The 11,290-nt window shown below is 42.1% G+C and carries 12 protein-coding genes; 4 read left to right on the top strand and 8 right to left on the bottom strand.

Annotated features, from left to right (window positions below; genetic code table 11):
- Window positions 1-48: 48 nt before the first annotated feature.
- Window positions 49-924, top strand: a complete 876-nt coding sequence (locus ASL11_RS26550) for a helix-turn-helix transcriptional regulator (RefSeq protein WP_056621530.1) — start codon at window positions 49-51, stop codon at window positions 922-924.
- Between the two features lie 105 nt (window positions 925-1,029).
- Here ASL11_RS26550 and ASL11_RS26545 read toward each other — a convergent pair whose 3' ends face one another.
- Both ASL11_RS26545 and ASL11_RS26540 read right to left on the bottom strand, forming a co-directional pair.
- Window positions 1,030-1,356, bottom strand: coding sequence for a hypothetical protein (locus ASL11_RS26545; RefSeq protein ID WP_056621528.1), 327 nt, complete (start codon window positions 1,354-1,356; stop codon window positions 1,030-1,032).
- Between the two features lie 86 nt (window positions 1,357-1,442).
- The gene (locus ASL11_RS26540; protein WP_056621526.1) at window positions 1,443-2,051 is read right to left on the bottom strand and encodes a transglutaminase-like domain-containing protein; all 609 of its coding nucleotides are present in this window, start codon (window positions 2,049-2,051) and stop codon (window positions 1,443-1,445) included.
- 418 nt (window positions 2,052-2,469) lie between these two features.
- On the opposite strand from ASL11_RS26540, the gene ASL11_RS26535 reads away from it, so the two are divergent.
- Together ASL11_RS26535 and ASL11_RS26530 are read left to right on the top strand one after the other, a co-directional pair.
- Window positions 2,470-2,901 carry a DUF1641 domain-containing protein gene (locus ASL11_RS26535; protein WP_056621524.1) on the top strand — a complete coding sequence of 144 codons (432 nt, stop codon included), beginning with the start codon at window positions 2,470-2,472 and terminating at the stop codon, window positions 2,899-2,901.
- Between the two features lie 21 nt (window positions 2,902-2,922).
- Window positions 2,923-4,104 carry an NAD(P)/FAD-dependent oxidoreductase gene (locus ASL11_RS26530; RefSeq protein WP_056621523.1) on the top strand — a complete coding sequence of 394 codons (1,182 nt, stop codon included), beginning with the start codon at window positions 2,923-2,925 and terminating at the stop codon, window positions 4,102-4,104.
- Between the two features lie 73 nt (window positions 4,105-4,177).
- Here ASL11_RS26530 and ASL11_RS26525 read toward each other — a convergent pair whose 3' ends face one another.
- The 6 genes from ASL11_RS26525 to ASL11_RS26500 all read right to left on the bottom strand — a co-directional run bounded on the left by ASL11_RS26525 (window position 4,178) and on the right by ASL11_RS26500 (window position 10,768).
- Complete coding sequence (locus ASL11_RS26525; protein WP_056621521.1) at window positions 4,178-5,164, bottom strand: phosphotransferase; 987 nt, start codon at window positions 5,162-5,164, stop codon at window positions 4,178-4,180.
- Window positions 5,165-5,323: 159 nt separating this feature from the next.
- The gene (locus ASL11_RS26520) at window positions 5,324-6,622 is read right to left on the bottom strand and encodes an NCS2 family permease (protein WP_056621519.1); all 1,299 of its coding nucleotides are present in this window, start codon (window positions 6,620-6,622) and stop codon (window positions 5,324-5,326) included.
- Window positions 6,623-6,658: 36 nt separating this feature from the next.
- Window positions 6,659-7,801 carry a GerAB/ArcD/ProY family transporter gene (locus tag ASL11_RS26515; protein WP_056621517.1) on the bottom strand — a complete coding sequence of 381 codons (1,143 nt, stop codon included), beginning with the start codon at window positions 7,799-7,801 and terminating at the stop codon, window positions 6,659-6,661.
- A gap of 31 nt (window positions 7,802-7,832) precedes the next feature.
- Entirely contained in the window at window positions 7,833-8,042 is a 210-nt protein-coding gene (locus ASL11_RS26510; RefSeq protein ID WP_056621515.1) for a hypothetical protein, read from the bottom strand.
- A gap of 24 nt (window positions 8,043-8,066) precedes the next feature.
- Window positions 8,067-9,248, bottom strand: coding sequence for a Ger(x)C family spore germination protein (locus ASL11_RS26505; RefSeq protein ID WP_056621513.1), 1,182 nt, complete (start codon window positions 9,246-9,248; stop codon window positions 8,067-8,069).
- 17 nt (window positions 9,249-9,265) lie between these two features.
- Window positions 9,266-10,768, bottom strand: coding sequence for a spore germination protein (locus ASL11_RS26500; RefSeq protein WP_056621511.1), 1,503 nt, complete (start codon window positions 10,766-10,768; stop codon window positions 9,266-9,268).
- Window positions 10,769-11,052: 284 nt separating this feature from the next.
- Here ASL11_RS26500 and ASL11_RS26495 point away from each other — a divergent pair, with 284 nt between their 5' ends.
- Window positions 11,053-11,271: a hypothetical protein gene (locus tag ASL11_RS26495; RefSeq protein ID WP_056621509.1), complete on the top strand. Its 219-nt coding sequence runs from the start codon at window positions 11,053-11,055 to the stop codon at window positions 11,269-11,271.
- The last annotated feature ends 19 nt before the right edge of the window (window positions 11,272-11,290 follow it).

Below are 11,290 nucleotides of genomic sequence, written 5' to 3'. Positions count from 1 at the left end.
CGAGAATAGAAAATATAGTAACATTTTGAAGAATGGTGGTAAAATATTGTGCATAAATCATATGGCTTTAGATACACAGAAGCTGCGAATCGCCATCTGTTTAAGCTACTCTCGATCGGGCACAGCTCGGTGACTGACGAGAACTACCAATGGAATGGACTAAAGCGCGGCGGGCAAGGAGTCATCTTCCAATGGACAATAAAAGGTGCTGGTAAACTTCGGATTGGGAAAGAGCATTACACCGTCCCGAAAGGCCATGCATTTGTGGTGACTATCCCTAACGATCATGAATATGCATTCGATGCGTCATTGTGCGATCAATGGGAGTTTATTTGGATACGTTTCGAGGGGTTTAAAGAGGAATGGTTGCGACAAGATTTGCTTCAAATGTATGGGCCTGTTTTTGAAATCCTTCCTGATGCAGCCCCTATTCAACTTCTATGGCGTCTGTATTCAGATACAGCTGAGAACAAATTCAATGATCGATTTGATCTCTCACTTCGCATTTATGAATGGATGCTTTCGCTACATCGTTGTTTATTGGATGGAAACGTGCCAACAAGTTTAGAAATCCCCTCCGCCTACAAGCGCGTTGCCGCTTACATCCAGGAACATATTGCTGATGACCTTACCTTGGATCGGCTAGCAGAAGTCGCACAGCTCGATAAATATTATTTATGCAAAATGTTCCCCCACTACTTCCGCATAACCCCGATGGACTATGTTCGGAACCGACGAATCGAGAAAGCGGCAGAGCTGCTACGCGATCATGGACTGTCCATTACAAACGTTGCAGCACTATGCGGCTATACCAGCTTGAGCTACTTCGGAAAGGTATTCCATAAAATGGTGGGACTATCCCCCCTTGCGTTCCGCCAATTGGAACTCAGTGAAAGCGAAGATTACTTACGTTTCTTGGAGTGATTGCGCTTCGGGCTCGCACGGCAAGCAATAAGGCCCTTTTTTGCCTTATTGCTGCGGTAGGTTTATTGTCATACACAAATACAAAAAAGAACCCCGAAGGATTCTCTAAGTACTGCTATTTGTTCCACTATCACTGCTGCCACCGCTATCTGAACTCCAGCTACTACCGCTGTCCGTACTTCCTGTACTACGATCGTTACAATTCTCACTTTTGTAATCTGAAGAGGTGCCATTCGAGTCATAATTACCTGATTGATTGTTATCCAAATGAAGTTGATGATGATTATCCATTGGTATGGGATTGATGGTAGTCGTAGGGTTGTCGAAATTCGACTGAGACCTGCGGTGCCCACCACCTGATGCTGCACCTGTTGTAACAAGTGAGGCAATAATGCCAATTATAGCTACCAAAAAAAATAGTCCAAGTATCATCGTGAACTTCCTTCCTCATCTACAACATATTTTACAATTAATGTATTCGCTGTAAATGAGAGATATCCTTTGTAACTAACTTTTAACTACAAAGAAGCAGGCAAACCAAGCTGATACATCGTGAGACAATCCGTACTTTGTTTTAATGATTGAATGGTTTTTGGATTCGGAGCTGCATAAATATGCAAATAATTCATTTCGCCATATTCATCGCGGATTGGAAATGCCAACTTCTCTTCAGTTAGTGAGAATTCCGCATGTATGCCTGGTTTATTCCCACGTGCATCAAGTCGAATCCATTTGCCAATTGTATGTAAGTAAACAGCATTTAACGCATGGACACAATAACCTGTATCAGGAGTATCTCCTAATGTAAGTCTCTGATAACAGAAACCCGTTGGTATTCCTTTACTTCTTAAAATAGCACATAACAAATTCGATTTCGCATAACAGATGCCTTCACTGAAATGGAGGACTTCAGAAGCATTACAAGTAATTCGAGAACTTTGAATATCCCAAGAATGTGCTATGCTGTCACGGACAAAAACAAAGGCTCGCTTTACAAACTCAATCTCATTAAGAGATCCTGCGTGTAATTCTTCAGCCTTCTCTTTAATTGTTATGTGGCTATAGTTTACTTCCTTCGATTCAACTAAATAATCTTCAATTACGTTCGATTCACATATCAAGTGCATTTTACATTCTCCTCAACAAAGACTTTAACCTTGTAATAATTATGCAATATTATGCATTAATATTCAATCAAAAAGGAAGGGATTCCCTACGCTCATCACTTGAAGTCAGCCTCCTCCATCGAATGCGCTTTCTAGTTGTCAAAGCAAAAATTGCCTTTCGGCGTACTTCGTCTATCCTTCTCTAATCAGCTCCTTTTATCTATCCAGTGATGTATGTATTTGATCCAACAATTTCCAATCAAGTGAACAACTTCATTATAAAATCAATCCGAAATAGTTAGACTGAGCTAATTCTAGCTCGAGTTGTGTTTTATATAGAAGTTGTTCACCAATTTGAAATATCTGCCTTTATAAATTTATTGTCAAAAGGTGTAGAATAATGTAATACGTTTTTTTTACGCAAAGGAGGATTTGTCATATGTCACAGACATCAACTATTCAAGAAGCACCCGTTTCAATTGTTACTGAACCCAAATCATTAGACGTACTTGACCAATTACTGAAGCCTGAGGTGCAAGAATCGTTAACTCTTCTGGTGGATAATCTCCCTAAATTAGCTGAAATGGTTAACATGCTAACCAAAGCCTACGATTTCGCACAAAACGTAGCGACTGACAAAGTACTCATCAATGATTTTGCTCAAGGTATTGGTGAATTCGTAAAGCCAGTACAAGAAACAGCAAAAAACATCGCATCGGCAGCTATTGAAGCTGGGGAGCGGTCGCAAGCTGACGTTGGTACAACCATCGGTCTATTCGGTATGCTGAAAATGCTGAAAGACCCTGAAGTACAGAAAACACTTCGATTTGCTCAAGCATTCTTGAACGTACTCGCTGAACGAAAAAATTAATCCGGACAAGGGATGATAACGATGGCTAAACAAATACTAATTCTTGGCGGCGGGTACGGTGGTCTCTTGACTGCGTTAACCGCACGTAAACATTTATCAGCTTCAGAAGCTAACATTACGATCATCAATAAATTCTCAACGCACCAAATCATTACCGAATTACACCGATTAGCAGGCGGCACGATTAAAGAACAGGCCGTTGCCCTTCCTCTTCAAAAACTATTAGGCGATAAAAATGTCAATATCGTTGTTGACACGATCCAAGAGATTAAACCAAATGAGAAACAAGTTCTTACAAGCAGCGGTGCTGTACATAAATACGATGCGCTAGTTGTAGCGCTTGGCAGTGAAACGAACTACTTTGGCATTCCGGGGTTGGAAGCGAACAGTTTAATTCTGAAATCAGCTTCTGACGCTAACCGAATTCGTGCTCATGTTGAAGCTCGCTTGGACGCTTATAAAGCTTCCAGGAATAAGGCGGATGCAACGATTGTCGTTGGTGGCGGTGGTTTAACAGGTGTTGAGCTCGTCGGTGAATTCGCAGATAAGCTTCCTGAAGTATGCCGTGCTAAAGGAATTGATTTCAATGATATCTCCATCTACTGTGTGGAAGCAGGTCTTTCCATTCTTCCTGTATTCCCTTCTGTTCTCATTGAGCGAGCTGTAACAAGTCTTGAGAAGCGTGGAGTTACCTTCTTGACGGGTGTTGCCATCACAGAAGCTACGAATAATTCGGTTTCGTTGAAAAGCGGACAAACGATCGAAGCGAGTACGATTATTTGGACAGGCGGCGTTAAAGGCAACCAAGTTGTCGGCAGCTGTGGGATCGCAGAAGATCGCGGCCGTGCTACGGTAACTTCGACATTGCAATCCACATCACACGAGGATATCTTCTTGGCAGGTGACTGCGCGGTTGTATTCCCTGAAGGAAGCGAAAGACCCTATCCCCCAACTGCACAACTTGCATGGCAAATGGGTGAGACAGTTGGTTACAATTTGTCTGTGCAACTTAAAGGCGGCGTTATGGAGAAATTCGTACCTGTGTTCTCTGGAACACTAGGCAGCCTTGGACGTAAAGATGGCATCGGTACTATCGGTGGTAAGAACACACAGTTGAAAGGCTTACCTGCTACATTAATGAAAGAAGCAAGTAACGTTCGTTATCTTTCACACATTCATGGCCTATTCGCTTTAGCTTATTAGTTAACACAGATGTCTCCCAACCTATATGGTTTGTGAGGCATCTTTTTTATTCTTTACACTTTGTTGATCGTTGCTATTGGTTGAGATACGACTCGATCATATATTGCGTCTTTTCCTTGTCTTTCTGCAATAGCTCATTGATTTGATCCACAGTCATACGACTGAATTTGCCACAAATCAGATTGCGGCACAGATTGTGAGGAAACGCCAAATCCAGATAGAGCAGCTTCATTTCTCGCTTAGACAAGATGTTCCTTTTCAGATAGGCTCGCATTACCTTAAGAAAAGCTTGATGATTCCAAACTCTCGACTTCTTGATCATAGCGTATAGCAATCGATTCATGTCCCTGGAAGGCAAATCATATCGAACAAATTCCCAATCAATGATATAAATCTTTCCTGCTTCATCCAGTAAAATATTTTGAGTATGAAAATCATGATGGCTTAGCACGACTTGAATGTCAGGTTCCCCCCAGGCTATGCAACGCCCCTGTTCCTTCAATTGTTCTTTTACAAACTCACCCGTTCTCATGTAAAAATCAATATAAGCAAACACTGCTTTACGCCAAGGTTCTTCAACGCATGCATTTGTTTCTCTCCATTTCCCCAAAAAGTGAAGAGCTTCTTCATACGCTTGCTCCCACTTTGCTCCCCCCATTCGGATTTGACTATGGGAATCTTGAAACTCTTTGGATATCGCATGCATCCTGCCCAGTAAATCAGCTAACCGAACTACTTGGTCTAAGTTAATCAGTGGATAAGGTCCGGCACAAATCCATTCCTGAAGGACATAGAAATAACCTTTATACTTCACGTAATGCTTGTTCTCATTTGTCTGATAAACGGTTGGAATATTAATGCCCCGGCATCTAAGAAATTCTTCGGTATTTACCATAAACTGCAAGCGGAGCTCCTCCATTTGCATCCTTTTCAATATAAAACAGCCTTGGTGCGCTATAATTTTCATGACATAAGAACGTGAAGTTTTACGAATGAGTTCAACCTGTTGAATTGACAAATCATATTTGATCGCAATTTCTGCGAGTAGCCCTTTCCCCATCTGCACCACTCTCTCACTATAGTAGTTCTAGATAGTTTATGTTCCTTGTCCAGAAAGGCATGGTATGAAAGCGGATCATGTTTTGCCCAATCGAGAGATGATAGAAACACTAAAAAGCAGTACGCCGCGGCGCCTGCTTTACGACATATTCATTCATAATTAATGAGTGAAAAATACGATTTGAACAAAAAACAACACCGCAAATAGATAGAAAATAGGATGTACGTCCTTTCTTTTGCCGCGAATGACTTTAAGTATCGGGTAGACAATGAATCCAATGCCAATTCCCGTGGCTATACTGTAGGTCAATGGCATCAGAACTACGATCAAAAATGCTGGAAACGCCTCCTCCAGGTCCTGCCATTCAATTTGTCGCAACACGTTCATCATGAGGAAACCCACAATAATTAAAGTAGGTGCCGTTATGGCCGGTATACTCGCAAGAACAGCAATAATCGGTGAGAACAATAAAGTCAACGCCAATAGCAGACTTACAATAACAGCAGTCAATCCTGTTCTTCCACCAACTGCGACACCTGAACTGGATTCGATATAAGCGGAGGTTGGACTTGTACCCAGTAATGCCCCCGTTGTGGTGCCAACCGCATCTGCCAGAAGAGCACCTCTCGAACGAGGAAATTTATTCTCTTTAAGAAGGCCAGCCTGCTCAGCAACACCTAACATGGTACCTGTCGTATCAAATAATGTGATCAACAGGAATGTGAAAATAACCGCATATAACCCACTAGTAAAAACACCCTTGATATCAAGTTGAAAAGCCGTAGCCACTAATCCCGATGGAGCTGCCACGAAGGTATCTGGTAAAGCTAATAGCCCATATATCCATGCAAGTACGGCAGTGATCAGCATGCCGAAGAATAAATACCCGCGTACCTGATACGCCAGTAATACAAGTGAAATGATAAGTCCGATCAAGGTAAGCGCCGTCATAGGCTCCCTCAAATTGCCTAACGTGAGTAAGGTTGCTGGAGAGCTCACAATAATTTTCGCATTTTGTAAACCAATGAAGGTGATAAAGAGTCCAATTCCTGCAGTAATGGCGTGTTTTAGGCTAGTGGGAATCGCATCGAGTAATACATAACGAAAAGAAGTGAGCGACAGTACAATGAACAAAACTCCAGCGATAAAAACAGCTCCTAATGCGATTTGCCATGGCACGCCATTCCCTCCCACAACAGTAAATGCAAAATAAGCGTTTAATCCCATACCTGGTGCAATCACAATCGGATAATTGGCAAAGAGCCCCATAATCAGTGTTGCTACAATACTTGCAAGTACTGTAGCCATGAAAACACCATGGAAATCCATCCCCGTTGTGCTTAATATCCCAGGATTTACGATCACGATATAAACCATCGTTAGGAATGTCGTCACACCCGCCATTAGTTCCGTTGCTACGGAAGTCCCGCGTTCTTTTAATTTGAATAGTTGATCCATGGTTGTCCTCCTGAGATTAGGTTATGTTCAGTGTCATTATTCAGGCCCCAACTTTGTGTCGTTCCGTGGTTCCTTTTTTCGTTTATCTCGGAGATCATAGATATAAAACAAGATCAGCAACACAGCGGGAATCATGACACAAAAAGAAATGTCAAACCAAGCATAGTAAGACTCAAGAATCGCATTATATTCTGTAATATTAGGCGTACCCACGACTGTTCCTACGAGTAGCAGCATGCCAATTGGTATTGTCAGCATATGACTCTCCTTCAACTGAAACAGTTCTGCAAGACCTGATGTCAACGAGAAAAAGAGGAGCAATGTTTTGTAAAACACCGATATGAACCACAGAAAAGCCATAACTGCCTCTAACCGCTCCAAGAAATGTCCTATCGTTATTTTCTGTGCGAGTACGAAGGTCGGATAGTATTTCGTTTCCATTAAATTTGGACCTAGCACAAGTACACATAGAATCACAATGACAAATAAAATGGCACCACCAATTGCGTAACCTATTAAGATTGGTTTAGTTAGTGTTGTAGAACCGACAACATTGGACACTAGCATGAGAAGTACAATCATTTCTGTAAATGCAGTTACAAAAGCCATGATAGCTCCCTTGAAAATGACGCCCATTCCTTCTGCCGCAATAGGTTTTAAGTTTGAGAATTCCACTTGAGGCAGTAATAAAACAAAAAGAACTAGAAATAAAAGCATAAACACAGGAAAGAGGAGCTCCCCCATTCGTGCAAACGCTTCGACACCATACCTGTAGGCGATAATAATGACCAAAATGAATACAACGATGATGGCATTTATAGGCGTTTCAGGCATTAATTGCGTTGTCATAAACTGACTCATCTCACTTAACAAAGTAAGTGAACACATATAGAATTCGAACAGAAATAATAAGATGAACAAACTTCCAAACCAAACACCCAGATTTAGTCTGATTAGATTAAAAAGTCTTCGCCTACGAAGCTTATTTGCAATACTAGCGAATATACCTGCCACAACAAACCCAAGGCATATGGCTAACAACATTGACAACCACGCATCCTGTTTGGAAATGGCTGCTAGGATGGTCGGCAGAATGAGAATCGAATCTCCAATAACGCTAAGAATGATTAAAATCGTAAATTGGCGTACGGATATGGTAGCATTGTCAAATGTTCTCATTCGAACCTCCTTGTCCCTGCATTCAGCCGAATTAACCGATCCAACCGAACATCCAAGCAATGATTTTAAATGGGTTTGGCAACACAATCTCTAATGTGAGCAATACATAGAACACACTAGCCATTAGCAGGAACATGATGAAAACAGCTAATTCTCGTTTATGATTTTGACGTATTAGTTTAGGCGCTTCTAGCCAGAACGTACCCACGGCTAAAGCAAGAACGGTGAGGACTGACGCCATCCAAGACCAAGCCTTTCTCCATGACTATTTCATGGTTGAATTACCAATTGTACCCGTCTTTCTAATAAACAATTCGATCTTATAGTTGACATTTGTTTGAGGAAACATCTCATCATTCCACGTATCTTTAACTTGTTTCCAATACGTAGGTTGATCCTTTCCGAGTTGACTGCCAAAACCGATAATATCCGATTTCATCTTCTTCGCCCTAGCAACAGTTGCTTCCACATTTGACTGTATGATTTGTTTCGTTTCTTGCTCTAGTCGTTTGATCGTTTTAGGATCCGTCAAATCTACATCTCTGCATTGTCTTCCCACGATGTTCGCTTCCGAACGAATCGACACATCTATCACAGGTTTGCCGTTCTGAACGCTTGCTTTTAACTTAGATTCCGATGATGTAATTTCAATTCCCATATATTTCTGTTCAGCACAAGGAATCTCAATAGATGTGCTATCCAAATTGTTTGTAATGTCTGTATATCCCTTACTTTCCTGCTCGTTCAACCAGCCAATTAACTTGTCTTCTTTAAAAACTGCGATACCCGTGTAGCGATACCGGCTGGGAGGTTGAAAAAATTCTACATTTATTTTCGATTTACCCATAGAAGGATCACCAATTAATTTAATACCTGTTAACGCTAGTTCGAAACCTTTGCCAGACAGCTTATTCAACGCTTCATCCATCGTCATAGCAACCGTCGGTGCCCATGACTTTTGTGAGGTTTGTAGTGATTGCTGCATACTATAACTAGGTAATTTCTCGACGGGTGTAAATAGTTTCAAAATATTCTCCGCCATATCTCCTCTTGCTACAACAATATTAAAATCCATGCGCAATTCATTATCACGGACGGAATTATCGAGAAAATCTTTAACCCCTCGCTTCGCCAATTCCTCTCCAATGACATACAATTGCAAATGACCCATGTACACTTTCCGTGGTGCCTCTGCTGTTAATGACCTGGCAGCCTCGAACATTGTCTTTCCTCTACCCTGATAGAGCGTGCTAGGCGGACGATCCCCCCCTCTTCGTTGGGCAGATATTTCACTAGGATTAACAACTTGAAAGGACACCAAATACTCGCCATCCTTCCAATCCACACCGACTCCAAGGACAATAAGCAGCTCATTTAATTCACGTCTGCTCCAACACCCAGTTAGCATGAGTAAGCAAAGTATCAACACCGTTAATTTATATTTCAACCTAAAGCGCCTCCCTGCTAACGCTTTCGTATTCGATCACTGCCTTCATCGAGTGATGTCTCAGGACGCTTAAACACAAGCCATCTCGGTAAACGAACCAGCGTATCCTCTAAATCTGCTTTGCGGTATGGTGAAAATGGAGACATAAAAGGCTCTCCGAAAGAACGAAGAGCACACAAATGAAGCAATAACACAAACAACCCCATGGCAATCCCGAATAACCCAAAACTTGCTGCAGCCCCCATAAATACAAACCGAAGCAGACGCACTGGAATAGACATGCTATACGCTGGCAGCGTAAATGTTGAAATGGCTGTTACCGAAACGACAATAACCATGGCTGCCGAGACAATTCCCGCTTCTACCGCAGCTTGTCCAATGACAAGTGTGCCAACGACAGACACGGCTTGTCCAATCGCTCGCGGCATGCGAAGACCCGCTTCTCGCAAAATTTCGAAGGTCACTTCCATGACAAGCGCTTCAACAAAAGCGGGCAATGGCACCCCTTCACGTTGCGCCGCCAGCCCGATTAACAGTGAAGCTGGCAGCATATCGCGATGAAAAGTCGTTATTGCGATATAAATGGAAGGCAGCAGCAAAGAGATGAATACCGTGCTAAATCGAAGTAGACGAAGCAGAGTTGCATAATAAGCTCTTTGATAATAGTCCTCCGCTGATTGAAAAAATGTAACGAGTTGCGTAGGTACTAGTAAAATATTAGGTGTGCCATCTACAAGAATCGCTACCTTCCCTTCTAACAATTGGGCCGCCGTGGTGTCTGGGAGCTCAGTATTGTAAATAGTTGGAAAAAGTGAGTACTTATTATCCTCGATTAATTCCTCGATATATCCACTGTCCAAAATGCTGTCGATATCAATTGCATTTAATCTAGAACGTACGAGTTCGATTACGGATGGCTTGGCAATCCCGTTCATGTACATGATCGTTACGTTGGTTTTTGTCATCCGACCGATAGACATCGACTCCAGCCACAGCCTTGGGTCTTTTATTTTACGTCTAATTAACGAAGTATTGGTGCGCAGTGTCTCGGTAAAACTTTCCCTAGGTCCACGCACGGACGTCTGGTTCGTGGATTCAGTAACATCTCGTCCCTTCCACTGACGAATGTCTGCGCGATACGCGTAATGCTGCTGATTAAATAAAATAATAGCCTCGCCTGAAAGTAAATTCGCATACATAGCTGCCATATCCGCTACGGTTTGAATGGAACCCAATCCATTCAGCAGCTCTTTGGCAATTGTTTCTGTATCCGAATTGTCTCCATGTGCGTCCTGTGTGACATTCCTAACCATCATTTTTAACACATCGAAAATATACGTATTAATGGCCAATGTATCGGAAAGTCCATCGATATACACTACTGCGGCCGCTACTATCAAAGTGCCATCATCTTGTATTTCACGTATGACGACATCGTCGCTTCCGCCTAAATCCTTCATGATTCGTTCAAGGTTTATTTCAACATTCGGGTCAATAGGAATCGTTGCATCATCTGGCATGATGTGAATCCCTCCTTATTCTCATCCCTTCCCCATTATGACCATTTGACTTGGTAGATAAACGGTGATGAATGATTAGGCCAATTCTTATTGGAACAACAAAAAGCCGTTACCAAAAGGTAACGACTAGAATTACATAGTAGAATAAGAAAGAACATATCTCGCTAAATTCGCATTTCGTTGATAACTACGAATATACTCAAGTAACAACGGAACGATTAAGAACATTTCTTACGATTCAGCCAGCCGCCATGCGGCGGCGACCGAAGGGGAGGGCGATATTCATGATGATGACCTTGACATCCGATGGAGATCTATTTATAGCTGCGCTATCTCAAACAACGGTATCCGTGTGGCAAACAGATGAGAATGGTGTTTTCTGTGAAGTTGATCGCGGTATCATTGAAGAGTTCACAAGAATATCCATTCGAATGAGTACGATCACCGATGAGATTGCTTTTTATTTTCGCGACGATGGGACGGAATTTCGAGCTGAAACCTAAAACCAGTTCTGCCTGATTG

The organism is Paenibacillus sp. Soil750, assembly GCF_001428045.1.
In the GTDB taxonomy this organism is placed as follows: domain Bacteria; phylum Bacillota; class Bacilli; order Paenibacillales; family NBRC-103111; genus Paenibacillus_E; species Paenibacillus_E allorhizoplanae.
Note: the sequence above shows the minus strand (reverse complement) of the source record. Positions and strands in the feature narration are given on the sequence as shown.

What these genes read in the sequence shown, in the direction of transcription:
- ASL11_RS26545 (WP_056621528.1), bottom strand. Translation starts at nt 1,356, where the DNA reads ATGATACTTGGACTATTTTTTTTGGTAGCTATAATTGGCATTATTGCC.
- ASL11_RS26540 (WP_056621526.1), bottom strand. Translation starts at nt 2,051, where the DNA reads ATGCACTTGATATGTGAATCGAACGTAATTGAAGATTATTTAGTTGAA.
- ASL11_RS26535 (WP_056621524.1), top strand. Translation starts at nt 2,470, where the DNA reads ATGTCACAGACATCAACTATTCAAGAAGCACCCGTTTCAATTGTTACT.
- ASL11_RS26530 (WP_056621523.1), top strand. Translation starts at nt 2,923, where the DNA reads ATGGCTAAACAAATACTAATTCTTGGCGGCGGGTACGGTGGTCTCTTG.
- ASL11_RS26525 (WP_056621521.1), bottom strand. Translation starts at nt 5,164, where the DNA reads ATGGGGAAAGGGCTACTCGCAGAAATTGCGATCAAATATGATTTGTCA.
- ASL11_RS26520 (WP_056621519.1), bottom strand. Translation starts at nt 6,622, where the DNA reads ATGGATCAACTATTCAAATTAAAAGAACGCGGGACTTCCGTAGCAACG.
- ASL11_RS26515 (WP_056621517.1), bottom strand. Translation starts at nt 7,801, where the DNA reads ATGAGAACATTTGACAATGCTACCATATCCGTACGCCAATTTACGATT.
- ASL11_RS26510 (WP_056621515.1), bottom strand. Translation starts at nt 8,042, where the DNA reads ATGGCGTCAGTCCTCACCGTTCTTGCTTTAGCCGTGGGTACGTTCTGG.
- ASL11_RS26500 (WP_056621511.1), bottom strand. Translation starts at nt 10,768, where the DNA reads ATGCCAGATGATGCAACGATTCCTATTGACCCGAATGTTGAAATAAAC.
- ASL11_RS26495 (WP_056621509.1), top strand. Translation starts at nt 11,053, where the DNA reads ATGATGATGACCTTGACATCCGATGGAGATCTATTTATAGCTGCGCTA.